Here is a 25,792-nt window from a genome sequence, read left to right on the forward strand (position 1 = left end):
TCCTGACAACCGCCCGATAGTTTTCTTGTGGATAGTTTTTCCGATTACTACCTTCCTCGCCATGACGAAGACGAGTACGACCCAAGCCGTCCTTCCGGTGGACGAGGTCGTCGCCGCGGCGCGTGAACTCGCCCGGGCCGGACGATGGCAGCGTGCCTCGGCTCTCCTCGACGCGGCCGCGACGGCCGATCCGCACGGCCGGGCGGCCCTCGCTCTGGCCGGGGCGGAGGTCGCTCTCGAACACGACTGGTTCGGCGGTACGGACACCGCGGCCACCCGGATCGCCGCCGCGGACAAGGCACTGGCCGAACCGACCGCGCCGGTCGGCCTCTGGGACCTGGACTTCGTACGGCTGCGGCACACGTACGTCCGGCTGCTCCTCGGTGACGGCACGTTCCGGTTCGGGCCCGCGGGCAAGGATCCCGCCGAGCTGGCGGAGCTGCGGCAGCGTGCGCGGGAGCTGTGCGAGCGGGCGGAGGACGATGTGCGCCGGGGGTGGGCGCGGATGTACCTCGGGCTGGTCGTCGACAACCTCTTCGCCGAGCGTGAGGCGGCGCCCGCGCACTACGAACTCGCCCTGAGCGCCGGGGAGTCGGGCGACGACCTCCTCGCCCGTGAGGCGCTGCGGCATCTCGGCGACCACGACCACGACGACCTGGACCACGCGCGGGCACGCGAGCGCTGGACCCGGGCGACCGCTCTCGGCGCCCGGGCGGGTAACGTCCCCGGCACCCTCTCCCAGCAAATGCTCTTGGCCGTGCTGGCCCGCGACCGCGGCGACGAGGCGGGAGCCGCGGCCCTCGCGACCGAGGTGGCGCGCTGGGCGGCGGCCATCGGTGCCGTACGCATCGAGGCGCAGGCGAACGGGTTCCTGGCAGGCGTGGACCCGACGGCCGGGCCCGAGGAGGACGCCTGAACCTCGGTTGAGACAGGACCGGCCGATTGCGCTGCGGACATCGCGCCCCCGTAAGGGGCGCGGGGAACTGCGCGACCAGCCACCGACCGCCCGCAGACGACAACCGCACCCCAGCGGAGCGTACTGTTGGGGCAGGCCGTGACTGGCGCTGAGGTGGAGTACCACCGGGGAGCGGCCCGACGCACACGTCTTCGCCGCGCGCCTGGGCATCATCTACGACGCTCAGGAGTGGCTCATGTCCCAGGCCCAGCTCATGGACGGCACCGGTCCCGCCCGTCGGATCGTCGAGGAGACGGCGAAGCGGGCGGCCGACCTCACCGAACGCACCGGGGTGGCGCCCTGTCTGGCGACCGTGCTGGTGGGTGAGGACCCCGCCTCCGTCACGTACGTACGCATGAAGCAGAACCGTTCCCGCAAGGCGGGTATCGAATCGCGGCACGTGGCTCTGCCAGCCGGGACCACGACGGACGAGCTGATCGGCACGCTCACCGAGTTGTCCGCCGACCCGACCGTGCACGGCATCCTCTTGCAGCACCCGATGGGTCATCACATCGACGAGCGCGCGGCGTTCGAGGCGATCGCTCCGGAGAAGGACATCGACGGGGTCACGCTGGCATCCTTCTCGGCGATGAGCTTCGGTCTGCCGGGCTTCGCGTCGTGCACGCCCGGCGGGATCATGCGGCTTCTGGACGAGTACGACGTCGATCCGGCCGGCAAGCGGGCCGTCGTGGTCGGTCGCAGCGCGATCCTCGGCAAGCCGGTGGGCATGCTGCTGCTCGGCCGCGACGCCACGGTGACGTACTGCCACTCGCGCACGGCCGACCTGTCGTCGGTCGTGCGGGAGGCGGACATCGTGGTGGCCGCGGTGGGACGGCCGCGGCTGATTCGCGGCGAGGACGTCAAGCCCGGCGCCGTCGTCGTCGACGCCGGCTACAACCCCGGCAACATCGGCGACGTCGACTTCGACAGCGCACGGGAGCGGGCCTCGCTGATCACTCCCGTACCGGGCGGGGTCGGTCCGATGACGATCGCCACGCTGCTGGCCCAGACCGTCGAGGCGGCCACCCGGCAGACCGGCGCCTGATCAGCGCATCCACGCGCGATAGTCCATGACGTCGCCCGCCTCGAGTCCGTACTCGGGGTCGGCGGCCGTGGCGGTGCTCTCCAGGCCGAGGACGGCACCGGTGACCGGATCCATGATCAGCATCCGGCGGGACCCGGCGTCGTCGTACACGTACGCCTGACCACTCCGGCCCAGGCGATCGGTCACCTGGCCGACGGGCCGCAGTCCGTCGGCGTCCGCGAGGACTTGGGCGAGTGCCGCGTCCTCACGGGTGCCGAGGGTCCAGGTGTCGAGCAACATCCCTGTGGCGTCCAGCAGTTCGCTCGTGGTCAGGGGGGTGTCGGTGTGCTGCGCGTCCTGCAGATAGGCGCGCAGCCGCTCGGCGTCGTGCGGGGGCGGCGACTCGGGCGGGGCGTCGCTCCAGCTCGGCGGGAAGGTCTGCTCGCTGATGACGTGTCCGTCGTCGACGAGGCCCGGATCGCCGTCCGCGTCGGACAGGACCGGCCGGCCCGGATGACGCGGGTCGGTCGCGACGACCAGTTCCGTGTGGCTGTCGTCCGCGTTCCAGCGCACGATCCGCTCCACGGGGAGCGTGATCGGAGGCTTGTCCTCCGACATGCCCATGCTCCACGACTGCACATGTGTGCCCTTGCGCAGACCGGACGAACCGTCCGCCGCGGCCATGCCGGCACTCTCGGCCAGCCGGTCCAGCGGTACGGGGGTGGAGTCGGCCCGGACGACCAGCGGGCGCGGCGCGGCCACCGCGGGGGCGGTGCTCGGGCCCGCGAGGAGGAGCGCGAGGGAGGTCACGGCGACGGCCGCGGTCGTCGCGAGGGCCCACACGAGACGCGTACGGCGGGGACGAGGGCCGCGCAGCAGCCGGCCGAGGCTGCTGCGGCCGGACAGGAAACGGCCCGGCCCCGGGCGCTCGTCGGTCGCCGGTCCCATGAGCTGGTTGAGGCGGCGCTCGGCCTCGTGGCCCAGCGGTCCGTCGCCGAAGCGGGGGCCGCCGGACGGCACCGGGTTGGCGCGGCGCAGCAGTTCGAGTTCGTCAGCCATGGCGCTGCTCCTTCGGGGTGTCGCGGCGAGGCGTCGTGGGACCGACGGCCACGGCGGGCCGCATGCTGTCGATCTCGGCTCTGAGCCGGCGGCGGGCGCGGTGCAGCCGCATCGCCGCCGCCCTGCTGCCGCAGCCGAGGGCCACGGCGACCTCGTCGATGCCGAGTTCCTCCCAGGTGCTGAGCCGCAGAACCTCCTGATCGGCGGGGGCAAGGCGGGCCAGCGCGTCGTGCACCCAGGCGCCGGGCCGCTCCGAGTCGGGGCTGTCCACGATCTGCCGGCCGTGCGCGGTCTCGTCGTGACCGAGCTTGTCGACCAGTCGCCGCCGTCGCCCGTAGCCGCGTACCGCGTTGGACAGGCAGTTGCGTGCCACGCCGTACAGCCAGGGAAGGGGAGAGTCGGGCAGGTCGGACCGGCGGCGCCAGGCGACGGTGAAGACCTCCGCCACCACTTCCTCGACTTCGCTCGTCCGGCCGTCCAGTCGCCGCGCAACGTACCGGCTGACCGCCCAGTAGTGCTCGCGATAGGCAGCGGCGAAGGTCTCGTCGTTGCTCATGTTCCGTAGGTGTCCGGCAGTCCCTCGATCGTCACAGCTGTACGCGGTGATCCTTGTCGCTCCGCCTCAGTGTGACGCCGGGACGCGCCTCGGACACAGGCGGGGTATGGAGAGCAACACTGTCACCGCGGCGCTCGCGCCCCCGCGTGCGGGCCGCCGCCCGGGCCTCGCCGCCGTCCGCCGGCTGACCACCACCGACCACAAGACGATCGGTACGTTGTACCTGGTCACGTCGTTCGCGTTCTTCTGCATCGGTGGCGTGATGGCGCTGTTCATGCGCGCCGAGCTGGCCCGTCCGGGCACGCAGATCATGTCGAACGAGCAGTTCAACCAGGCGTTCACGATGCACGGCACGATCATGCTGCTGATGTTCGCGACGCCGCTGTTCGCCGGTTTCACCAACTGGATCATGCCGCTGCAGATCGGCGCGCCCGACGTGGCGTTCCCCCGGCTGAACATGTTCGCCTACTGGCTGTACCTGTTCGGCTCGCTGATCGCGGTCGGCGGGTTCCTCACCCCGCAGGGTGCGGCCGACTTCGGCTGGTTCGCCTACAGCCCGCTGTCGGACGCGGTCCGTTCGCCGGGCATCGGCGCCGACATGTGGATCATGGGTCTGGCGTTCTCCGGTTTCGGCACCATCCTGGGTGCGGTCAACTTCATCACCACCATCATCTGCATGCGCGCGCCGGGCATGACCATGTTCCGCATGCCGATCTTCGTGTGGAACGTGCTGCTCACCGCGGTCCTCGTGCTGCTCGCCTTCCCCGTGCTGGCCGCCGCGCTGTTCGCGCTGGAGGCGGATCGGAAATTCGGCGCACACATCTTCGATGCCGCGAACGGTGGTGCCCTGTTGTGGCAGCACCTGTTCTGGTTCTTCGGGCATCCAGAGGTGTACATCATCGCGCTGCCGTTCTTCGGCATCATCAGCGAGGTCATCCCGGTCTTCTCCCGCAAGCCGATGTTCGGCTACATGGGCCTGATCGGCGCGACCATCGCGATTGCCGGTCTGTCGGTGACGGTGTGGGCGCACCACATGTACGTCACCGGCGGTGTGCTGCTGCCGTTCTTCTCCTTCATGACGTTCCTCATCGCCGTGCCGACCGGCGTGAAGTTCTTCAACTGGATCGGCACGATGTGGAAGGGGTCCTTGTCGTTCGAGACCCCGATGCTGTGGGCCACCGGCTTCCTGATCACCTTCACCTTCGGTGGTCTGACCGGTGTCATCCTGGCCTCGCCGCCGATGGACTTCCATGTCTCGGACTCCTACTTCGTGGTGGCGCACTTCCACTACGTGGTGTTCGGCACGGTGGTGTTCGCGATGTTCTCCGGCTTCCACTTCTGGTGGCCGAAGTTCACCGGCAAGATGCTCGACGAACGCCTCGGCAAGATCACCTTCTGGACGCTGTTCATCGGCTTCCACGGCACCTTCCTCGTCCAGCACTGGCTGGGCACGAACGGAATGCAGCGCCGGATCCCCGACTATCTGGCCGTGGAAGGGCTGACACCCCTCAACACGGTGTCCAGCATCTTCTCCTTCGTCCTCGGGCTGTCCCTGCTGCCGTTCTTCTACAACGTGTGGAAGACCGCCAAGTACGGCAAGAAGGTCGAGGTCGACGACCCGTGGGGTTACGGCCGTTCGCTGGAGTGGGCGACGTCCTGCCCGCCGCCGCGGCACAACTTCCTCGTCCTGCCGCGGATCCGTTCCGAGTCCCCGGCGTTCGACCTGCACCACCCCGAAATCGGCGCCGTGGCCGGGCAGTTGCCTGCGCCGGAGAGGGTTCTGCGGTGACGGCGATGGACGAACGACCGGTCGACGCGCGGGCGTTGATCGACGAGCTGGAGGGCCATCTCCTGATCGAGGCCACCCGGGGTGAAGGGCGGGCCGAAGCAGGCCGCTTCAGCCGGCAGTTCGGGTGGCTCACCGACAGTCAGCGGGCCGAGGTCGAGGAGCGGTTCACGGAGCAGTACGTGTCATTTGCGCGGGTTTCCTGGCGGCGGACGGTTCGGCGGGGTGATGAACTGCGGGGAGAGTACGAGGAGGCGTATCGGACACTAAGTCAACGGCTGCTTGCGGTGTGGCTGTTCGGGATGGCGTGCCTGACCGCGGTGGCCGTGCTGGCCGTTTCCTGTGTCTGACCTGGTCCTGGCGAACAACCTATGGACCTCGGCAGTTCATGGCGGCTCATCAGCCCAACCGGCAAGCCATGTTGGCCGTTGGGGTATCTGGGCGAGGCTCGGACGACCACCGTCCACGCCGAAGCAGTGGCCAAGAAGTCAGTGGGCTGGAAGACCGAAGCGATCCAGGTCCCGGTCACCGCCCAGGAGAAGGGCGAGGCGATCCATGAACTGGCGCGCGATGACGAGGCGGTGGCGGCGCAGGTGGCCACCGACTTCCTGCGCCGGCCGGAGGAGGCGTTCAAGGCCATGCGCGATGCCGAGGCCCGGGAGAACGTGAACGAGGCCCAGTTCGAGCAGGCCGGCCTCGACGACGACCAGTTCGACGAGGAGTACGAGGAAGCCTTCGCCGAAGAGGGCGAGCCCTTCGACGACCCGGCCCACATCGTCCACAGCTGGCGGAAGTCGATGGAGTTCAACGACCTGATAGCCGTCTGCCAGGGGTTCATCGCCGGGGCCGCGCGGCTGGTCCCGAGGCTGCGCGGGCACGAGTTCACCGACACCCAGACGAAGGCGTTGGAAAACCACTTGGAGAAGATCCGCGCGACGACCGACTGGATCCAGGACGGCTTCGCCGTCCTCGCCAAGCGGTGGCGAGTTGAACGGGCCATCTCGTGGATCATGAGAGCCCGCAGAAACGTCCGCGACTACGAGCGGCTCATCTCCCACAGCGAAACCCACATCATCTGGACCTTCATCACCCTGATGACGCGCCGTCTCACCCGGCCTCCCCGGCCGCCGCGTTCCGCACCGCATCCCGTCAAACCGGCCGCGATGGACAACAAGCCCAGGCCCATACGCCTACGGACACGGCAACCGCGCACCATCCGCCTCGCCCCCGCGGCGTTGTCCTGGCCGCGGCGCCCTCACGGCATCACTCCGAGTCTTCAGTACGCCATTCTTCTTCGAGAATGCTGAACGTCAGGGAGTCCCGCCACCCGTTCCGTATCCATGCCGGGTGTCGAAGGCGCCCCTCGTAGTCGCCCTGGCGCTGCGTGTGACTGCGCGGACATGCAGCTCGCCCACAAGGACGTCTGCCAGGCGCTGGGCACCGGGACGGAGCCCCGTCACGTCGAAGGTGTCCGGGCCGAGCTGAAGCGCCTGGTCAGCCGAGGCATCCTCGCCGAATCCGAGCCCGGTCTCTTCGTCCTGCCGCCGACTACTCGACCCGCGTCGCAGCCCGCAGACCTAGGAGTCAATGGCTCGCAGTCGATGAGGTAGGGGCCAGGCTCGGCCGGAGCCGGGCGGGAAGACGTCGGACAGCATGGCGTGCTGCGTACGACAGTTGACAGCCCGAACGCAGCACGTCAGAGTCCCGGCGTGAGTGAGACCAACGATCTGACGCCGGCCGAGGTACGCATATGGCGGGCCTTTCCGCGAGGCGAGTCCGTGGACTTCCGCGCCGCCGAGAACGAGGATCCGGCGCTCGGCAACACCTGGGGCGCCGAGCGGACCATACGGGCGAGTGTGCTGCGGGCGCTGCTGCTCAAGGCTCCGCAGGAGGAGGGGGAGATCGCCGCGCTCAAGATCACGGGGGCGCGGATCACTGGCGTACTGGACCTGAAGTACGCCACGATCGACGCCGCCATCCGGCTGAGCCACTGCCAATTCGACGGTGCTCCCGACCTGTACGGTGCCCAGCTGCGCCAGCTCAATCTGAGCAAGTCCGTTCTGCCGGGCCTGACCTCGGCGACCTTGCGGGTCGAGGGGGTGCTGCGGCTGACGGACTGCCGTATGCGGGGGCCGGTGCGGCTCGGTGGGGCGCAGATCTCCGGGGCGCTGTTCATGGAGCGGGCGGAGTTCACGGCGCCGGACGACTCTGAGCCGGTGCTGCAGCTCAACCAGGCCGCGATCGGGGACGACTTGTGGGCGCCAGAGATGCGCGCGCACGGCCAGGTACGGCTCACCGGCGCCTCCGTCGCCGGGCGGATCAACGTTCAGGACGCCGAGTTCAGCAAGCCCGGTGGCACCGCGCTGGACGCGCAGAACCTCAACGTGGGAGCCCATGTACGGGCGCGGTGCGTTCGAGCGCAGGGGCGTGTCGAGCTCCGAGGATCGCGCATATCGGGCCGTCTCGACCTGCTCCACGCCCGCCTCTCGCATCCGGGCGACACGGCACTGCGGGCGAGCAGTTGTGTCATCGGTGAACTCTGGCTGCGCAGCGGTGATCGCATCGAGGGCGCCTTGAATCTACGGCGTTCTCAAATAGAGATCCTGACCCTTGAACCGGAGATGCTGCCGGATCAGGTGTATCTCAGCAACCTCACGTACACCGTACTCACCCCGCACGAGCCCGCCGAGCGCCGCCTTCCGATGCTTGAGCGGGACGGTGAGCGGTATGAGCCGTACGGCTACGAGCAGTTGACGGCCGCCTACCGCCACATCGGTGACGACGACGCGGCCCGGCTCGTCCAACTCGCAAAGCAGCGCCGCCGACGCGCCACGCTCACCTGGTACGGACGGCTGTGGGGGTACGTCCAGGACGTCACTGTGGGCTACGGCTTCCGCCCGTTGCGTGCGGCCGTCTGGCTGCTGTCCCTCATGACCATCGGGTCGATAGCGTACGGCCTGGACCACCCACGCCCCATCAAGGTGGACGAGGCCCCTGACTTCAACTCCGTGTTCTACACCCTCGACCTGCTCCTACCGGTCATCAACTTCGGTCAGGAGGCATCGTTCGCCCCTGACGGCTGGCACCAATGGTTGTCGTACGTCCTGATCATCACCGGCTGGATCCTGGCGACGACGGTCGTCGCGGGCGTGACCCGTATGGTCAGCCGCCAATGACCCGCTCTGGAAATCCCGAAAACCTCGCAGAACGCCCTCTCAGTGGCTGGTCCTCAGTGTTTGGTCCCCAAGGCTGGAAACGACAAGCCTCTGGGAGACAGGCCCACGAGTGAATGGCCTGCCAGTCATCAAACGCGATTTTCTCCAAGGACACCGAGTGCTGACTCATGGGTTGATTTTGTCAACTGGAGTCAGACAGGGCTACGGGTTCAAGGACACCCACTCACTGATCACCTGGGCCGCCATCACCATCATGACCAGGCGCATCACCCGCCGGGCCGCGTCATCTCCTCGGTCAGCACCGGCGCAAACCGCAATGTCTGCACCGATCCTCCCATTGAAGAACCAGCTGAGACTACGTCCTGGCGATCTCTTGCCGGAGCTGATGGGTGAAGCGGCGTAGCAGATCCTCCGTTTCCCTGTGCTCTGCCCTGCGATCGTCCCTGCCCTCGCTGGGCCGGGAGCTCCAGACCCGACGCGCGAGAGCGTCGGCGAGATCGACGGTGTCGTCGGCGCACAGTAGGTAGAGGGCTGACCGGGCTTCCTGCATCCGGCTCACCAGTTCGTTGGCCCCGGCACCGTCGTCACTCAGCCGTGTTTCCCGGAGGTAGTCGATGAGCTGGACCACGGCGGTGTTGAAGCCGACCCCGGCCTTCAGCTTCTGCTCGCGCAGCCACATGCGGTCCTGCCGGCGCGCAGTGAACCAAGCCCCGAACACGGCCCCTATGAGGCCGAAACCAGCCCCGATGGCCACGGAAAGGATGTTCACCACGCCAGCTCCCCCCACACACAGCTGGCAGCAGGCTACAGAAGCCATCAAGCACCCAACTTTATGGGTGTCCGTGCGAAGCCGGGCGAACTCCACCAAGGGAAAGCGACGAACAGCGCGAGTGGCTTGAAGACGATGCTTTGGGGACGCGGCGCCCCTGATTCGTATCCGCCTCAACGGCCATACACGGACAACGGCGGCCGAGCATCAGAAACACGTGCGTACCGAGCGTCACAGATCAGCAGATCTGACACAGCTTCTCAGCGGGGTCAAAACCGGCGACAGCGCTCCTCGGTATCCCGCGGAATCGCCCCCGGTTTGGTGGAACGTGCCACGGTGCGCTTTGGTGGGCATGCCGGCCATCGGGAAGACACAGATCGCTGCCGAGTACGCCCACCGGTTCGCCGCCCAGTACGACGTGGTGTGGTGGGTACCCGGCCGCGAGCCTCGCGGCGGCGGAACGCTCACATGGCGACCTCTGCGACGGAACGACCCAGTGCGAGAACGTCGTACGCCGCTGCTCGGCACTGCTCGGTCCCGGCCACCCCTACACCGCAGGGGCAATGACGAACCTCGCGGTGGCTCAACGGGTGGGCGGCGATCCGGCAGGTGCACGGGCTCTCGATGAGCAGGCCATGAACACCTTGGTGGAAGCCCTCGGAGTCAGTCACCCCTGGACGCTCGGCGCCGCGCACAACCTCGCCACGGATGTGAGTCTCGGCCAATGTCCAGAGGACGCCCTTTCACTGGCACAGGACATCGCCCAACGCGCGGCGCGGGTGCTGGGGGCCCGCCATCCGCAGACGCTGCTGGCGCAGGTGGCAGTCGCTGCGGAGCTGCGCCCCATACGCAGAAGCCAGGAAGCAGATCTGATGGAGACAGAGGCCCTGACCGGTCTCACGGAGACGCTGGGCAAGCAGCACCTCTCACCGCGGCCGCGTACGCCCGCAGCCGTCCCGTCTGGACCTTCGATCCGCTGCCGATGTGACCCCGTACGGACTTCCAGAACCCACCTCGGCCGAGTCCTAGCCGACCCGCTCCGCCAGGAAGTGTTCCCAAGTCCGCTTGCCCACTGTGGTGTTCGTGAGGGAGAGGTTGTTGCCTGCGCGGTAGGCGCGGCCCGCCTTTCCTGGCATGCGGACGGGGAGCATGGGGCGGCGCTTGTCCTGCGCCTTCAGGTAGGTGGTGAGCAGGTCGGCCAGGGCGTAGACCGTCGGGCCGGTCAGGTCGGGAACCAGGCCGGCCGGCTTGGCGAGGGTCAGTTCCACCAGTCGGGCGGCCACGTCGCGGGAGTCGACCGGCTGGAACCGGAGTCCGCCCGGGACCGGGATCACGGGCAGCTTCGTCATCCCCTGCGCCATCTTCAGGACCAGGTCATGGAACTGGGCGGACCGCAGTGTCGTCCACGGCAGGCCGGAGTCGGCCACGGCACGTTCCGCGCCGCGCTTGGCCCGGAAGTAGCCCAGCGGGACCGCGTCCGCGCCGGTGACAGAGATGTACACCAGATGCCGTATCCCGGCGCGTGACGCGGCCCGCACGAGGTTGCGGGTCGCCTCGTCGTCGCCCTTGGGACCGCCCGCGAGGTGGAGGACGGTCTCGACTCCTGCCAGCGCGGCCTCGATGCCCTCGCCCTTGAGCAGGTCTGCGGTCACATACTCGACGCCGTCACCGGATGCGCGGCCGTGTCTGCTGAGGACCCGCACGTCGCGGCCGGCCTCCCGCAGGAGGGGGACGACGTGGCTGCCCAGGGTGCCCGTACCGCCGGTGACCAGGATGGGAGTCGTCATGGTTGCTCCGTAAATCGCTCGGCCCGGGAGTCCGGCTCCCGGTACCTTCGGCTGGGTTTTCTGTGGATCTACTGCCATGACCCCGGCCGACGAAGGAATGTGACACGTGAGCGAGCTCGACTGGCTGACCGAGGGTTTCGAAGAGCACCGGGCCCGTCTGCATGCGATGGCGTACCGGATGCTCGGTTCCGCGAGTGAGGCCGACGACGCTCTTCAGGACGCCTGGCTGCGGGTGGGTCGCGCCGACACCGACGGCGTGGAGAACATCGGCGGGTGGCTGACGACCGTGGTGGCGCGGGTGTGCCTCAACATGTTGCGCTCGCGGGAGCACCGCCGTGAGGAGTCGCTCGAAGCGCAGGTGACCGTTCCGGCGCGCGGCCAGGACGATGGGCGCGATCCCGAGGAGGAGGCTCTGCTGGCCGACTCGGTCGGGGTGGCCCTGCTGGTCGTGCTGGACACGCTGTCCCCTGCCGAGCGGCTCTCCTTCGTTCTGCACGACATGTTCGCCGTGCCCTTCGACGAGATCGGCCCGATGCTGGAGCGTTCTCCGGCCGCAGTGAGACAGCTAGCGAGCCGTGCCAGGCGCCGGGTCAAGGGGGCCTCGCCGCTGCCCGAGGCCGATCTGGCCCGTCGGCGCCGCGTCGTGGACGCCTTCCTGGCCGCCACCCGCGGCGGGAACTTCGACGCACTGGTCGCCCTGCTCCACCCCGACGTGGTGCTGCACGCCGACAGGTCGGTCATCCCGACGCCCGAACCCGTCGTGGTGAGCGGTGCGCACCCGGTCGCCAAGGGCGCGATGGCCGCCACGGGCCGGGCCCGGTTCACCGGTCCCGCACTGGTGAACGGTTCGGTCGGACTCGCGATGGCTCCGCACGGGCGACTCTTCCTGGTGCTCGCCTTCACGATCACGGACGACCTGATCACCAGGATCGACGTCGTCGCGGACCCCGATCGCCTCGACGAACTGGAGCTCGCGGTGCTCGACGGCTGACGGCGGTGCGGCGCGTCGGTGTGCGGTCCCTATGACCCGTACGGCACGCGCCGCATACTGGCCGTCATGCGTGTAGCGATCATGACGGCCGGGTCGCGGGGCGACGCCGCGCCGTACACGGGACTTGGGCACGGGCTGGCGCGGGGTGGGCACGAGGTCACCGTGGTGACGCACGCGTGCTTCGAACCGCTGGTGGCGGCCGCCGGGGTGGGGTTTCATCCGCTGCCCGTGGATCCGCGGGCGGAACTGGAGTCCGTACGCGGGCTCGCGCTGCATCGCAGTGTCACCGGGATCGGGAAGCTGGCCCGGGTCGTCGAGATGGCCAGGTCGCTGGTGGGGCGGATGGCCGACGATCTGGTGGCCGCCGCCGGAGCCGCCGATGTGCTGCTGCTGTCGAGTTCGCTGGGGCCCCTCGGTCATGCCATCGCCGAGGGGCACGCGCTGCCGAGCATGGGTGTCTATCTCCAACCCCTCGCTCCCACGGGGGAGTTCGCGCCCCCGGTGATCGGCACCCGCTCCCTGGGGCCGGCCGGGAACCGGCTCGCGGGGCGGGCCGTCAATGTCGCCGTCGAGCGCATCTTCGCCGACACCACACGGTCGCTGCGGGCCCGGCTCGGGCTGCCGCCGCTCGGTTCGCGGGCCGCCCGGCGTGCCCGTGAGCGGCAGGACTGGCCGGTCCAGCACGGCTTCAGCCCACTGGTGGTGCCCCGGCCGCGCGACTGGCGGCCAGGGCTCGGCATCGCCGGGTACTGGTGGCCGTACGACCGCGACGCCCAACTCCCGGACAGGCTGCGGGACTTCCTGGACGCCGGGGCTCCTCCGGTCTACTTCGGTCTCGGCAGCGCGACCGTGCCGAATCCCGAGCGGTTGAGCGAGGAGGTCGTACGGGCCCTGCGCGCGGCCGGGGTGCGTGGCGTCGTGCAGCGCGGCTGGGCCGGGCTGGAGGCCACCGGGGACGACATGTTCACCGTGGACGAGGTCCCGCACGCGGCGCTCTTCCCGAGGATGGCCGCGGTGATCCATCACGCGGGTGCGGGCACGACCGCCGCGGCCCTGCGCGCCGGGGTGCCTGCCGTGCCCGTACCGATCCAGTTCGACGAGGCGTTCTGGGCCGCCCGGCTCGTCGCGCTCGGAGTGGCTCCGGAGGCCGTTCCGCTGCGCAGGCTCGGTGCCGAGTCGCTCGGCGGTGCCGTGGCGCGTGCCGTCACCGAGCCCGTGTACGCGCGCCGCGCGAAGGCGCTGGCCGACCGACTCCGGGACGAGGACGGGGTGGGTCCCGTCCTCGCCGCCATGGACCGGCTGGCCGGAGGAAACTGAAGCACCGTGAGCCGCCGGCGCCCTTCTCCACAGGTCAGGGCGCCGCGGCCCGGCGACAGCCCCCTACCCCACGGTGACGTGCACCGTCATCTCGTCGGCCCCGGGTGTGCCCACCGTCTCGATGGTGACCCCCGTCCAGGTGCCCTGGGGCAGGTTCAGCGCCGGAACCGTCTTCTCGCCGACCGTGGTGTTGTCCTTGAACGGGTACAGGTCGTCGCTGTCACCGCGGTTGCCCCGGCCGAACATCCGGGAGAGGTCGCCGCGGCCGTCCGCCTGGAGGAGTTCGATGGCCAGGTTCTGTTCGTCGTTGACGTTGTCGATCGATTCGTCGACGACGTAGACGGCGATCCCCTCGTCGGGCAGGAAGGCGTCCTGGCCGCGACGGCGACGATACTCGACGAGTATGTACTGGCTGTCGGACATGGTCGCGGGGTTCTGGATGAACACCGCCTCGCCGTCCTCCGCCGCGGGCCGCAGCCTGATGTCCCGGGTGGTCTTGTTCACCACCTGGGGCTCGATCCAGCCGTGGAACATGCGCAGCATGGCGGTCGGGAAGACCGGGGTCAGCCCGCCGTTGCCCCATGAACCGCCCGCCATCAGGCAGTAGTTGCCGAGCCCGGCCGAGCGGGTCAGCTGCTGCTGCCCGGTGTCGTAGTAGTCGGCCCAGCGCGCCGCGAGGTGGCCCCACTCATGGGCGCAGACGCCGACGGCACTGTCCTCGGGGACGGTCAGGAAGGTACGCGCGGACAGGCCCGGACCGACGTCGACGCCCCCGGGGATCGTCCACTTGAGGCTCCACAGGTCGCCGCGCTGGGTCGTCTGCTCGGCGCCGCGTCCGGCGTGGATGACGAACAGGGCGGTGACAACTCCTTCGTCGAGCGCGTCGAAGGAGGTGAAGTCGACTCCGGCGTCGCGGGCCGCCAGTACGGCGTCACGCGCCAACCCCTGTGAGTTGCGTGGGAAGTTGGCGTTCATGCCGGAGTTGCCGTCGGCGTAGAAGGAGAGCGGCTGCGGCATCCGGAACCAGCCGTGCACCTCGCCCTGGACGTCGATGCCGGTACTCGGTGACGTGTCGAAGGCGCTGACGTCGCGGTAGAACGAGCGCATGCTGCCGGTCGGGAACTCGTCGAGGCCGAAGAGCATGCTGTCGTAGTGGCCGGGGCCGTGGTCGACCTCGTGCGGCTGGTCGGGAAAGTCGACGAGCAGCACCAACGTCCTGATGGTTCCCCGGAGTTGGGACGACGGCCGGGTGATGAGCTGCTTGTCGGTGCTGGGGCCCGGGTCGAGGGCTCCGTCGTCGAGGCCGACGAGGTTCTCGCCCCGTCGTCCCGCGCGCCAGACGGTGTAGTACTCCTCGAACGTCATGCTGCCGGGTAGGCGGCGTTGCTTGAGCAGTTCGAGATAGCGGGCGTACAGCTGCGCCAGGGCCTGGGGCGACAGCGGCACCGGACAGGCGGCGGAACAGTCGTGAACTGGTCGTACAGGGCTGAGCGTATGACGCATCAGGCACCCCCTTCAGCGGACGAGCCCCTCTTGCCGGACACGGAGGATCCAGAAGAATCCGGCCATTCGAAGGCGCCACACGAAGACCGTACGCTTTCTCATAGTTGGGGGCGGGTTCCCTGTCAATGTCCGGCCGCAGGGCGGAACTTGATGCCCGGAAGCGGAACTCCCGGGCCCTCCGCCCGCTCCCCCACCGGAACCTACGCACCCTCCGGCCGCCACCCCGCCGGTCGCAGAATCCCCAGCAGCAGCCCGACCAGTTCGTCCACGACCTCGTCGAGGCTCGCGTCGACCCAGCCCGAACTCCAGTCGTGCAGCAGTCCGTTGACGCCGCCGATGAACGCGGCCGCGGCGACCCGGTAGTCGCGGGGCGCCGCTTCGCCCCGGTCCGCGGCGGCCGTGGCCTCGGCGCAGATGAAGTCGACCCAGCGGGAGCGGCGGGCCAGCCGCTGCCGTTCAAGGCGCGGGCTCACGCCGATGATCTCGACGAAGGTGATGCGCAGGCGGCGCGGATCGCCGGTGACGTTGGCGGCGTAGGCGCGGAAGGCGGCCGTGGCGCGTCCCTCGATCGGCAGTCCGTCCGCCTCGGCGAGGCCGGTCAGGGCGGCCTCCTCGGCCCAGTCGTTGACCTGGAGGTGGAGGGCGGCCAGGACGTCTTCGAGGGTGCGGAACTCCTCGTAGAACTGACGGGTGGACAGGCCGGCGGCCTCGCTCAGGGCGGAGACCGTCGTGGCGCGGTAGCCGGGGGCGTCCCCGAACAGCTGCAGTCCGGCGTCCAGGAATCTCCGGCGACGCTCGGACTTCCGTTCCTCGGCGGTCTTGCCGCCGTAACGGCCGGTCGGCGCTCTGAGCCTGCCCGCCACTGAACCTCCCTGATCGGCCCGATGGCCAATCTTGTCCTGTCCGGAGTCTTGTGGAGAGCGGTCCCCTCTCCTTACTTTCCAGTAAGTCCAATCTGAACGTACGCGTTTTCAGATTCTCGACCTTGTCATGCTCCCCACACATAGGAGAGATCGGTCATGTCTGCCCTCAGAGCCCGGCACGCGTGGTCCATCGCGGCCGCCCTCGTCCTGACCGTCACCGCACCGGCCGCCGCGACCAGCGCCGCGACCGGCGCCTCGACCGCCTCCGCGGATCTGCGGGAGGTGATGTTCGTCGGCAACAACTGGGACGGCACCGCCGACGTCATCAAGTCCGGCGGCGACTTCGCGAAGGTCGGCCGGATCAACGTCATCCCGGACAGGGACGCGCGGATGGCGGAGATCAACGCCGACCCGATCAAGTGGATCGCCTTCATGACCATCCGCAACAGCGTGGGCGAGGGTCACGACCAGTTCGTCGACGACATGTACTCCACCCCCGACGGCAGGTCGATGGTGGTCTCCCGGCCGAGCTTCGCCGACGTGGTCTCGATCGACCTCGCCTCGGGCGACATCAACTGGCGCTTCCCCGTGTCGGGCTTCCGCGCCGACCACATGGCGGTCTCCCCCGACGGCACCCGGGTCGCCGTCTCGGCCTCCACCTCCAACACCGTGCACGTGCTGGACATCAACACGGGCAAACAGGCGGGCTCGTTCGCCACGGGTGACAAGCCGCACGAGAACATCTTCACCAGCGACGGCAAGCAGATCTGGAACATGGCGATCGGCGACGTCAACACCGCGACCGACGCCCCCTGGCTGGACTGGACGAAGGGCGACCGCAAGATCACGGTCGTCGACGCGACCACGTTCAAGCAGGTGAAGGTCATCGACATGCGGGAGCGGCTCGACGCGATCGGCCTCACCGACTACTCCGACGCGGTCCGCCCGGCGGCCTTCAGCCCGGACGAGTCGAAGCTCTACTTCCAGGTGTCGTTCTTCAACGGCTTCTTCGAGTACGACATCGCCACGGACCGGATCACCCGCACCAAGACTCTGCCGATGAACCCCTCGACCAGCACCGACCGCACCACCTGGGTCAACGACTCGCGCCACCACGGGATCTCGATGAAGCCCGACGGCACCAAGCTGTGCGTCGCGGGCACGATGGACGACTACGCGACCGTGGTCGACCGCGCCACCCTCCAGGAGGGCCCGCTCGTCACCGTCTCCAAGCCCTACTGGGCGACCGTCAGCGGTGACGGCAAGTCCTGCGTGGTCTCCGAGAGCGGCGCCGACCAGGTCACGGCGATCGACTTCAACACGGGCAAGAAGACGGTGTCCGTGCCGGTCGGCGACCACCCGCAGCGTGTCCGACTGGCCCACGTCCCGGCCGACTGGACGGGGACGACCGCCGACTGACCTGCTCCGCCCGCCTTCCCCGCGCCCCTTGGGGGCGCGGGGCTGTGACATTCTGCGGCTCCGCCGCCTGAGCGCGGCCAGCCACGACGAGTCGGCGGACGGAACACCCGCCGGCAGAGCCTCTAGTTGAACTCGGACGCCGTCCAGGAAGCCAGCTCCGAACGCGCCGCGCTCAGCACCGCGGCAGACGGGGCGGTCGCACCGTTGGTGACCAGGGCATAGTGCAGCGTGCCCGAGTCGGCAGCGGTGAGGAGCAGCCGCCGACTACCGGTGCCACCCGGCTCGGCAGCCGTGGCGATCGGAGTGGTGCGGGTGTACGCGGGCGGACCGAACACCGTCCCGAGGTCGGAGACCACCGTGGTCGACGCGTTCGGGAAGGACGCCGGAAGATGCAGTTCCGTCGGCTCGGCACTGCCGTCGGAGCGCCAGACCTGCAGCGCGTACTGCCCCGAGCCCACCAGCTGGGCGACGTTCGGCAGGGAACTCGGCACCGGGTTCCACGTCAGCGTCGTGGAGCCGTCCCGTGAGCGGTCCTCGTAGGTGAAGGCGAGCGAGCGGCCCGCCGTGGCGCTGGGGTAGACGCGGTCGAGCATCCGCGCGTCCTGGCGCAGTACGGCCTTGCCGGAGTCGTCGAGTCGTACCGCGGACAGGTCCTCGTCGTTCCAGGCGTCACCCTCGGTCTGGACCTCGTTCGGGTTGTCGTTCATCAGCTCGTGGTGGCGGCCGTTGTAGATGTCCCACTGCCACTGGGAGCCGGACAGGACGGGACCCGAACTCGCGGGGTTCGCCCACCAGTTGGCGCCCTTCACACGGGAGTCGAGGGCCTGGTACATCGCCTTGTAGACCGTCGGCGCCTTGTCGGAGACGGAGCCGGTGAGCGGGTGCCCGAACTCGCTGATGATCGCCGTCGTCCCGGTGGCCGTGGCCCGGTCGCGGACGGTGCCGAAGTCGCCGACGTACTGGCCGTCCTCCGCCTTGCCCCACATGAAGACGCCGGAGATGGCCTTCTGGTCGTAGAAGTGGGTGTTGAAGACGTAGCGCGACCCGAGGGTCGAGTCGAGCAGTCCGCCCTCCTGCTTCTGGAAGTCGATGTTGGCGTTCCAGAAGAGGTTCGGCTCGACGAAGGCCGGCTTGGACTGCCAGCCCGCCGCGTCCATCCGGGCGCGGAACTTGACGTAGAACGGCCACAGGACGTCCTTCTCCCACGCCCGGCTGGTCTGGCCCGAGTCGTAGGTGCCGGCGTGCGGCTCGTTCCACGGGTCGAAGCCGACGACGCCCGCGAACTGGGTCGGGGTGAGGTTCTGCTTCACGTACGCCATCGTCTTCTGGGCGGTGTCGAGGAAGGCGTCCTGAAGGCCGTACTCGTTGTGCCAGAAGTCGTAAGTGGCCTGTGTCACGGCCGCGTTGGAGGTGATGTTCTGGCCCCAGAACGGGCAGATGCCGCAGTACTCGTCCGGGTAGTCACCGAGGTCGACGGCCCACTTGGGGGCGCCGTCTCCGGTGTACCAGCTGTCCGAGTCGAACAGCCAGCGGGAGTAGAGGTCCTGGTGGAAGTCGGGGTACACGCGGATGCCGGCGTCCAGGAACGCGCGTATCTGGGCGGTGGCTGCCGCCAGATAGGCCGAGTCCACCTGGCCGCGCACGGGCTCCGCGTACACCCAGGAGAGCAGGAAGCGGACGGAGTTGCCGCCGCCGAGCGCCCGGAGCGCGGTCGCGGACTTCTTGGCGTCCGCGACCGAGGCGAAGGGAAGGCCGTTGTTCTCCTTGAGTTTCGTCTCGCCGGAGACGTTGTAGCCGCGCAGCACGACCTCGCGGCCGAGGCCGTCGGTGAAGCGGCCGTTCTGGACCGTGAGGGTCTCGGCGGCGGCCGGGTCGAACCACAGATCGTCGGGGAGGGCTGAGGCGGGCTGAGCTCCGGTGGTCGTCAGGAGACCGGTCAGGAGTACGAGGACGCCGAGCAGATGCGCACGCAACTTCGACATGTGCACAACAGTCGCGGGTGCCTCTTCGGCCCGTCAAGACTCCTGACTTGAGAGTAAGTCACCTTTTCCGGAATGGAGTTGTGTAGGTCACCCGCCGATCACCCGCCGATTCGCCGCGTCACGTTCAGCAGGTACTCCTTGCGGTTGAGCGGGTTGTGATCGGTACGCGGCCGCTCTCGGACCGTGCCTCGCGCGAGCGGCGCGTAGTGGTCGAACGCCGCCTCCAGTTCGCCTTCTCCGCTGGTCAGACCCGGTAGCTGTTGCTCAAGGCCGTGCACCTGGGCCGCGGGGATCGCGCCCTCCAGCACACATGACGTGCCCCGTGTCTCCGTCGTCCGGGGCACCGCCCGCAGCCCGGCGAGGACCGGGAGCAGGGCACCCAACGAGTCCACCGGAGCCTCCAGGCGGAATCGGTGCATCGGCTCGTACACCTGGCTGCCGGCCTCTCGCAGCGCGTCCATCAGGACGAGCGGGGTGAGGCCGCGGAAGTCCGCTCCCGTGCTCGACATGCTCTTGTCGAAGCCCTGGTGCGCGTGGCTCTGCCGGGGCGAGTAGCCGGAGTGCGTCATGGTGACCGTGCAGTCGGGGATCCGCCAGCCGTGGATTCCCTGGTCCAGGGTCTCCCTCACCGTGTCCTCGACGGCCTTGAAGAAGGCGTACGGCATCGACCCCAGCTCGACCTCCAGCCGGAACTCCACACCGGAGCCGACCGGAGCCGGATCGACGCGCACCCCGACCGTGGCGAGGAACGGGTTGGGTTCCTTGCCGTTGAACTCGACCGCCGAGCCGCTGCCGACGGGCCGCTCGACACAGATCGTCGTCGTCTCGCGGAAGCCGACGTCGAGGCCGAACTCGTCGGCCAGGGTCGCCTGGACGACCTCCTTCTGCACCTCGCCGTAGAGGGACACGGAGATCTCCCGACGCGTCTCGTCCAGACGCAGGTTGATCAGCGGATCCTGCTCGGCGAGCTGGGTGAGTGCGGTGTGCAGGGCGCCCTTGTCCGCGGGACGGCTCGGCACGACGACGGTTTCGAGGGTCGGCGGAGCGAAGAAGTGCTCGTACGACGGGCGCGGCGCACCGATGCTGTCGCCGATCCTGATGCCGTCGAGGCCCCACAGCTTGCCGATCCGGCCGGCGGACAGCAGGCCGTCCCGGGCGTCCGAGCCGCGTTCGAAGACACGGACCGCGGTGACCTTGCCTTCCTTGTCGTCCCCGAAGGTCACCCGGTCCCGGGTGCGGAGGGCGCCGGAGAACATCCGCGCGTACGCGACCCGCTCCCCCGCCCGGCCCCGCTCGACCTTGAACACCGTGCCGGAGACCTGTCCTTCGGTGTCGCTCGCGCCGACGGGGAGCAGGTCTCTGATGCCGGTGATCAGCTCGTCCACGCCCGCGCCCGTCATGGCGGAGCCGAAGAACACCGGGTGCACGAGTGCCTGTCCGGTCTGGTCCGCGAGTGCCGCGCTGAGCAGAGCGTCCGGCACTTCGCCCTCGACGTACGCGGTGAGCAGCCGGTCGTCGTGGTCGGCCAGCACGTCGAGCGCGTCCGGGGCGATCCCCGGAACGAAACGCGCCCCGGGCGTGCCCTGTCCGACGGTCCGGCCCATCGGGACCACGGCCGGGGTGAGGCGCTCGGTGACGGCCCGCAGCACGGCCTCGTCCCGTGCGCCGCGCCGGTCGATCTTGTTGACGAAGACGAGCGTGGGAACACGCAGCCGCCGCAGCGTCCGCATCAGGACACGCGTCTGCGCCTGGACGCCCTCCACGGCCGAGACCACGAGCACCGCGCCGTCGAGCACGCTCAGCACCCGCTCCACCTCGGCGATGAAGTCCGGGTGGCCGGGTGTGTCGATCAGATTGACCGTGATGTCGTCGATCTCGAACGAGACGACGGCCGACTTGATGGTGATGCCTCGCTGTCGTTCCAGTGCGAGGGAGTCGGTCTGGGTGCTGCCGTCGTCGACGCTGCCGATCTCGTCGATGACTCCGACGGTGTGCAGCAGCCGCTCGGTCAGGCTGGTCTTACCGGCGTCTACGTGCGCCAGAATTCCAAGGTTCAGCGTGTGCACCGCTTGTCATGTCCTTTGAAGTGAGAGGGATTCCTTCCTGGGTGGACATGAACGGTGCGCGCATTGCTGCTCCTTGACTCCGGTCGACTGTGCCTGGTCCCTGCCTCGCGGCTGATCCCTTTCAGTCCATCAGGCCCTGGCATCCGCGAGCAACGGATTAACGCTCAACAAAGCCTGTCGCGGCACTCGCCCCTCCCCGGACGCGGTCCTAGAGTGACGCCCATCACGTCCGGTGGCTGATTTCCCTCGCACGGTTCCCTGGGAGGGCACATGACCCGTATCTCGGTGAAGGTGGACGGCACGACGTACGAGGACGAGGTGGAACCCCGTCTTCTGCTGATCCACTATCTGCGTGACCGGCTGGGTCTGACCGGCACCCCGATTGGCTGCGACACCTCCAACTGCGGGGCCTGCACGGTCGACCTGGACGGCGAGACCGTCAAGAGCTGCTCCGTGCTCACGGTCCAGGCCGACGGGAGCGAAGTGACCACCGTCCAGGGGCTGGCCACGAACGGGGAGTGGCACCCCTTGCAGAGGGCGTTCCACGAGCGGCACGCCCTGCAGTGCGGGTACTGCACACCAGGGATGATCATGGCCGCGCGTGATCTGCTCCGCGAGAATCCACAGCCGAGCGCGGACGACGTACGGCATGCGCTGGAAGGCAATCTCTGCCGGTGCACGGGCTATCAGAACATCGTGCGCGCGGTGCTGGCCGCTTCCGGGGCCCCCGAGGCGGATGTGGCCTCCGCGGCTTCCGGCCAGGAGGCGAGGACATGAGCGAGCAGATCACCGAGCGCGAGGTCGGCCGGTCCCGTGCTCGCAAGGAGGACGCCCGGCTGATCACCGGTCAGACGAACTGGACCGACAACATCAGCGTCAACGGACTGCTGCATCTGGCCATCCTGCGCAGCCCGATGGCGCACGCCCGCATCGACCGTGTCGACGTGACGCCCGCGCTCGAACGTCCCGGTGTCATCGCCGCGTTCACCGGCCGCGACCTCGCGGAGGGCACGGCCTCGCTGCCGTGCGCCTGGCCGGTGACCGAAGACATCGTGCTGCCGGACCACCCGTCCGTCGCGGTCGACGAGGTGCGGTACGCCGGTGACCCGGTGGCGGTGGTCGTGGCCCGCGACCGGTACGCGGCCGCAGACGCGCTCGAAGCGATCGAGGTCGACTACGAGCCCCTGCCCCCGGTGCTCGACCTGGAGGCCGCCCTCGCCGACGACGCGCCGCTGGTCCACTCGGACAAGGGAACCAACCGCTGTTACGTCTGGCCGCTGGCCACGGGCGAGAACTACGAGACGGTCAAACAGCGCGCCGACGTCGTCGTGCGCCGCCGCTATCTCCAGCAGCGGCTCATCCCCAACGCCATGGAACCCCGCGCGGTGGTCGTCACCCCGCTCGCCGCGTCCGGCGAGTACACGGTGTACTCGGCGACCCAGGTCCCGCACGTCCTGCGCGTGATGCTCTCCATGGTCACCGGAGTCCCCGAGCACAAACTGCGCGTGGTCGCCCCCGACGTCGGCGGCGGCTTCGGCTCCAAGCTCCAGGTGTACGGCGAGGAGGTCATCGCCCTCGACATCGCGCGGCGCCTCGGCCGGCCGGTCAAGTGGACCGAGTCCCGCTCCGAGGGCTTCCTCGCCACCCACCACGGACGCGGTCAGGTCCAGGACATCGAGATCGCCGCCACCCGCGAGGGCAGGCTGCTCGGTCTCAAGGTCGACCTGCTCGCCGACATGGGCGCCTATCTGATGCTCGTCACGCCGGGCATCCCGATCCTGGGCGCCTTCATGTATCCGGCGATCTACAAGATGGACGCGTACGACTTCACGTGCACGGGTGTCTTCACGACGCGCACGCCCACGGACGCGTACCGGGGTGCCGGGCGCCCTGAGGCCACATACGCCATCGAGCGGATCATGGACGAGCTGGCCGTCGAACTCAGCCTGGATCCGGTGGAGTTGCGGCGCCGGAACTGGATCGGGCACGACGAGTTCCCGTACACGTCGGTCGCCGGACTGACCTACGACAGCGGCAACTACGAGGCCGCCACGGACAAGGCGCTCACCCTCTTCGGGTACGACGAGCTGCGCGCCGAGCAGGCCAAGCGGAACGAGAGCGGTGACTCCGTGCGGCTCGGGATCGGTGTGTCCACGTACACCGAGATGTGCGGGCTCGCGCCGAGCCGGGTGCTGCGGGATCTGCGGTACGCGGCCGGCGGCTGGGAGGCGGCGAGCATCCGCATGCTGCCCACCGGCAAGGTCGAGGTGGTCACCGGGACCAGCCCGCACGGGCAGGGGCACGAGACCTGCTGGAGCCAGATCGCCGCCGATGTGCTCGGGGTGCCCTTCGAGGACGTCGAGGTCGTGCACGGCGACACCAGGTCGGCGCCGCAGGGCATGGACACGTACGGGTCGCGCTCGCTCGTCGTCGGAGGCTCGGCCGTGCATCACGCGGCCCAGAAGGTGGTCGACAAGGCGCGGAAGGTGGCCGCGCATCTGCTGGAGGCCAGCGAGCACGACCTGGAGTTCACGGACGGCGCGTTCTCCGTGAAGGGGTCGCCGGAGGCGCGCAAGACGATCCAGGAGGTCGCCTTCGAGACGTTCTCCTCGCACGATCTGCCCGACGGCATGGAACCGACCATCAACGCCGAGCACCTGGTCGACCCGGACAACTTCTCCTATCCGCACGGCACCCACCTGTGCGCGGTCGAGGTCGACACGGAGACCGGGCGGACGTCGATCCGTTCGTACGTCTGCGTCGACGACGTCGGCCGGGTCGTCAACCCCGTGATCGTCGAGGGACAGGTGCACGGCGGGCTCGCCCAGGGCATCGCTCAGGCCCTGTACGAGGAGGCGGTGTACGACGACGAGGGCAACCTGGTCTCGGGCACGATGGCCGACTATCTGGTGCCCTCCGCGGTGGACCTGCCCGAGTTCACGACCGGCCGCACGGAGACGCCCGCCACCTCGAATCCCTTGGGGGTGAAGGGAGTTGGCGAGGCCGGCACGATCGCCTCGACACCCGCCGTCGTCAACGCGATCGCGGACGCGCTCCGGCCGCTGGGCGTCCGGGACATCGCGATGCCCTGCTCGCCGGGGCGGGTCTGGGAGGCCCTGCAGTCCGCTCAGGCCAGGGAGGAGACCCGGTCATGATTCCTCCGGCATTCGAGTACGTCAGGCCCACGAGCGTCGACGAGGCCGTACGGACGCTCGGCGACGCGGGTGAGGACGCGAAGGTACTCGCGGGCGGGCAGAGCCTTCTCCCGCTGCTGCGCCTGCGGCTCACCTTCCCCGAACTGGTCGTGGACGTCGGCCGGATACCCGGGCTGCGCGGGGTGCGTGAGGACGGCGGCACGCTCGTCATCGGCGCGCTGACCACGCACCACGACGTCCTCGCGGATCCGCTGGTACGCCGTCACGCGGGCCTCCTCGCGGCGGCCACGGCGACGGTCGCCGACCCCGCGATCCGCCATCGGGGCACCCTCGGCGGCTCGCTCGCCCACGCCGATCCCGCGGGTGATCTGCCCGCGGTGGCACTCGCGCTGGACGCGGAACTGGTGGCGGCGGGGCCCGGGGGCCGACGGACCATCCCAGCAAGGGAGTTCTTCGTGGACTACCTCCAGACCTCGTTGCGGCCGGACGAGTTGCTGGTCGAGGTGCGGCTTCCGATGACGGACGAAACCGAAGGCTGGGGCTTCCACTACGAGAAGTTCAGCCGGGTGGCGCAGGCCTGGGCCGTGGTCGGCGTCGCGGCACTGGTGCGGCGCGACAACGGGCACATCGCCGAGGCGCGGATCGGTCTCAGCAACATGGGGTCCACTCCGCTGCGGGCCTCGGCGACCGAGGAGGCACTGGTGGGGGCCGGTCCGGACGGTGTGGCCGGGGCCGCTCGGTCGGCGGCGGAGGGCACCCGGCCGACCGGCGATCCGTCCGCCTCGCCCGAATACCGGGCGCATCTGGCACGGGTGCTCACGCGGCGCTCGGTGCTGGCCGCCGCGGGGATGGGGTGAGGAGCCGATCACACGCATGGACGGGGCGGGGTCAGGGTCCTGGTCGGAGTCGGGGTCGGAGTCCGGATCATCATCGGGGCCGGGGCCAGCGGCGGAGTCGGGTGCAGGCTCGGGTTCCGGGCCGGGGTCGGGGTCGGGGTCGGGTGCAGACACGGGTGCCGAGTCGGCCACCGGGCCGGGATCGGGATCGGGGTCATCGCCGCGGCCAGGGCGCGGGCGAGATGCGGGCACGGGGCCGGGGCCAGGCTCCGGCTCCGGCTCCGGCTCCGGCTCCGGCTCCGGCTCCGGCTCCGGCTCCGGCTCCGGCTGGGAAACGAACTCGGGCTCGGACGCGGGCTCATGGGCAGGCTCGGACTCGGGGACAGGGCCGGGCACGAGCTCCGGCTGGGACTCGGGCACGGGGCCGGGCGCGGGCTCGGACACCGGCTCAGGGGCCGGCTCGGGCACGGACGCCGGCTCGGACACGGGCGAGTTGTCCGACAGTCGGTTGGGCGCCGACGGGGCGTCCGGCGAGCGCTCGGGCGGCA

General features: G+C 69.4%; 21 protein-coding genes, 1 pseudogene and 1 riboswitch. Of the genes and pseudogenes, 14 read left to right on the forward strand and 8 right to left on the reverse strand.

Going from position 1 to position 25,792, the window contains the following annotated elements; all coding sequences use genetic code 11:
* Positions 1-61: 61 nt before the first annotated feature.
* Both ACIBEI_RS01040 and ACIBEI_RS01045 read left to right on the forward strand, forming a co-directional pair.
* A complete protein-coding gene (locus ACIBEI_RS01040; protein WP_398883770.1) occupies positions 62-916 on the forward strand; it encodes a hypothetical protein in 855 nt (284 codons plus the stop codon).
* Between the two features lie 128 nt (positions 917-1,044).
* A riboswitch (ZMP/ZTP riboswitch) is annotated at positions 1,045-1,131 on the forward strand.
* A gap of 20 nt (positions 1,132-1,151) precedes the next feature.
* A complete protein-coding gene (locus tag ACIBEI_RS01045; protein WP_398883772.1) occupies positions 1,152-2,000 on the forward strand; it encodes a bifunctional 5,10-methylenetetrahydrofolate dehydrogenase/5,10-methenyltetrahydrofolate cyclohydrolase in 849 nt (282 codons plus the stop codon).
* On the opposite strand, the gene ACIBEI_RS01050 is transcribed toward ACIBEI_RS01045, so the two are convergent.
* Complete coding sequence (locus ACIBEI_RS01050) at positions 2,001-3,038, reverse strand: CU044_5270 family protein (protein ID WP_398883774.1); 1,038 nt, start codon at positions 3,036-3,038, stop codon at positions 2,001-2,003.
* A complete protein-coding gene (locus tag ACIBEI_RS01055) occupies positions 3,031-3,594 on the reverse strand; it encodes an RNA polymerase sigma factor (RefSeq protein ID WP_398883776.1) in 564 nt (187 codons plus the stop codon). Before ACIBEI_RS01055 ends, ACIBEI_RS01050 begins: the two co-directional genes overlap by 8 nt.
* Positions 3,595-3,700: 106 nt before the next feature.
* On the opposite strand from ACIBEI_RS01055, the gene ctaD reads away from it, so the two are divergent.
* From ctaD to ACIBEI_RS01080, 5 genes are all read left to right on the forward strand, one after another.
* Complete coding sequence (ctaD, locus tag ACIBEI_RS01060) at positions 3,701-5,383, forward strand: cytochrome c oxidase subunit I (RefSeq protein WP_398883778.1); 1,683 nt, start codon at positions 3,701-3,703, stop codon at positions 5,381-5,383.
* A 5-nt stretch (positions 5,384-5,388) separates the two neighbouring features.
* Complete coding sequence (locus ACIBEI_RS01065) at positions 5,389-5,730, forward strand: hypothetical protein (protein ID WP_398883780.1); 342 nt, start codon at positions 5,389-5,391, stop codon at positions 5,728-5,730.
* Positions 5,731-5,856: 126 nt separating this feature from the next.
* A complete protein-coding gene (locus ACIBEI_RS01070; RefSeq protein WP_398883782.1) occupies positions 5,857-6,687 on the forward strand; it encodes a DUF6192 family protein in 831 nt (276 codons plus the stop codon).
* 93 nt (positions 6,688-6,780) lie between these two features.
* On the forward strand, positions 6,781-6,990 hold the full coding sequence (locus ACIBEI_RS01075; protein ID WP_398883783.1) for a hypothetical protein: 210 nt from the start codon (positions 6,781-6,783) through the stop codon (positions 6,988-6,990).
* A 99-nt stretch (positions 6,991-7,089) separates the two neighbouring features.
* Positions 7,090-8,556: a membrane-associated oxidoreductase gene (locus ACIBEI_RS01080; RefSeq protein WP_398883785.1), complete on the forward strand. Its 1,467-nt coding sequence runs from the start codon at positions 7,090-7,092 to the stop codon at positions 8,554-8,556.
* A 355-nt stretch (positions 8,557-8,911) separates the two neighbouring features.
* Here ACIBEI_RS01080 and ACIBEI_RS01085 read toward each other — a convergent pair whose 3' ends face one another.
* Positions 8,912-9,328 (reverse strand): hypothetical protein, encoded by a 417-nt coding sequence (locus tag ACIBEI_RS01085; RefSeq protein ID WP_364979169.1) that lies wholly within the window; start codon positions 9,326-9,328, stop codon positions 8,912-8,914.
* A gap of 560 nt (positions 9,329-9,888) precedes the next feature.
* On the opposite strand from ACIBEI_RS01085, the pseudogene ACIBEI_RS01090 reads away from it, so the two are divergent.
* Positions 9,889-9,987: pseudogene (locus ACIBEI_RS01090) on the forward strand (hypothetical protein); the annotation flags it as partial.
* 363 nt (positions 9,988-10,350) lie between these two features.
* Here ACIBEI_RS01090 and ACIBEI_RS01095 read toward each other — a convergent pair.
* Positions 10,351-11,112 (reverse strand): SDR family oxidoreductase, encoded by a 762-nt coding sequence (locus tag ACIBEI_RS01095; protein WP_398883788.1) that lies wholly within the window; start codon positions 11,110-11,112, stop codon positions 10,351-10,353.
* Positions 11,113-11,218: 106 nt separating this feature from the next.
* On the opposite strand from ACIBEI_RS01095, the gene ACIBEI_RS01100 reads away from it, so the two are divergent.
* Both ACIBEI_RS01100 and ACIBEI_RS01105 read left to right on the forward strand, forming a co-directional pair.
* The gene (locus ACIBEI_RS01100; protein ID WP_398883790.1) at positions 11,219-12,103 is read left to right on the forward strand and encodes a sigma-70 family RNA polymerase sigma factor; all 885 of its coding nucleotides are present in this window, start codon (positions 11,219-11,221) and stop codon (positions 12,101-12,103) included.
* Positions 12,104-12,169: 66 nt separating this feature from the next.
* Positions 12,170-13,420, forward strand: coding sequence for a glycosyltransferase (locus ACIBEI_RS01105; RefSeq protein WP_398883792.1), 1,251 nt, complete (start codon positions 12,170-12,172; stop codon positions 13,418-13,420).
* A gap of 63 nt (positions 13,421-13,483) precedes the next feature.
* Here ACIBEI_RS01105 and ACIBEI_RS01110 read toward each other — a convergent pair whose 3' ends face one another.
* The gene (locus ACIBEI_RS01110; RefSeq protein ID WP_398883794.1) at positions 13,484-14,923 is read right to left on the reverse strand and encodes a M6 family metalloprotease domain-containing protein; all 1,440 of its coding nucleotides are present in this window, start codon (positions 14,921-14,923) and stop codon (positions 13,484-13,486) included.
* Between the two features lie 200 nt (positions 14,924-15,123).
* Positions 15,124-15,786 carry a TetR/AcrR family transcriptional regulator gene (locus tag ACIBEI_RS01115; RefSeq protein WP_398883796.1) on the reverse strand — a complete coding sequence of 221 codons (663 nt, stop codon included), beginning with the start codon at positions 15,784-15,786 and terminating at the stop codon, positions 15,124-15,126.
* A 156-nt stretch (positions 15,787-15,942) separates the two neighbouring features.
* On the opposite strand from ACIBEI_RS01115, the gene ACIBEI_RS01120 reads away from it, so the two are divergent.
* A complete protein-coding gene (locus ACIBEI_RS01120) occupies positions 15,943-17,205 on the forward strand; it encodes a YncE family protein (RefSeq protein ID WP_398883797.1) in 1,263 nt (420 codons plus the stop codon).
* Positions 17,206-17,327: 122 nt separating this feature from the next.
* Here the strand turns inward: ACIBEI_RS01120 and ACIBEI_RS01125 are convergent, their stop codons facing one another.
* Positions 17,328-19,187, reverse strand: a complete 1,860-nt coding sequence (locus tag ACIBEI_RS01125) for a cellulase family glycosylhydrolase (RefSeq protein WP_398883799.1) — start codon at positions 19,185-19,187, stop codon at positions 17,328-17,330.
* Between the two features lie 98 nt (positions 19,188-19,285).
* The gene (locus ACIBEI_RS01130) at positions 19,286-21,253 is read right to left on the reverse strand and encodes a GTP-binding protein (RefSeq protein WP_398883801.1); all 1,968 of its coding nucleotides are present in this window, start codon (positions 21,251-21,253) and stop codon (positions 19,286-19,288) included.
* A gap of 270 nt (positions 21,254-21,523) precedes the next feature.
* On the opposite strand from ACIBEI_RS01130, the gene ACIBEI_RS01135 reads away from it, so the two are divergent.
* Genes ACIBEI_RS01135 through ACIBEI_RS01145 form a run of 3 tightly spaced genes read left to right on the forward strand, consistent with a single transcriptional unit; the run spans position 21,524 to position 25,265 of the window.
* Positions 21,524-22,030, forward strand: coding sequence for a (2Fe-2S)-binding protein (locus ACIBEI_RS01135; RefSeq protein ID WP_398883803.1), 507 nt, complete (start codon positions 21,524-21,526; stop codon positions 22,028-22,030).
* Positions 22,027-24,408, forward strand: a complete 2,382-nt coding sequence (locus ACIBEI_RS01140; RefSeq protein ID WP_398883805.1) for a xanthine dehydrogenase family protein molybdopterin-binding subunit — start codon at positions 22,027-22,029, stop codon at positions 24,406-24,408. Before ACIBEI_RS01135 ends, ACIBEI_RS01140 begins: the two co-directional genes overlap by 4 nt.
* The gene (locus ACIBEI_RS01145) at positions 24,405-25,265 is read left to right on the forward strand and encodes an FAD binding domain-containing protein (protein ID WP_398883807.1); all 861 of its coding nucleotides are present in this window, start codon (positions 24,405-24,407) and stop codon (positions 25,263-25,265) included. The genes ACIBEI_RS01140 and ACIBEI_RS01145 overlap by 4 nt, the downstream gene beginning before the upstream one ends.
* Positions 25,266-25,792: the final 527 nt, after the last annotated feature.

It is taken from the genome of Streptomyces sp. NPDC050988 (assembly GCF_044456225.1).
Lineage (GTDB): Bacteria > Actinomycetota > Actinomycetes > Streptomycetales > Streptomycetaceae > Streptomyces.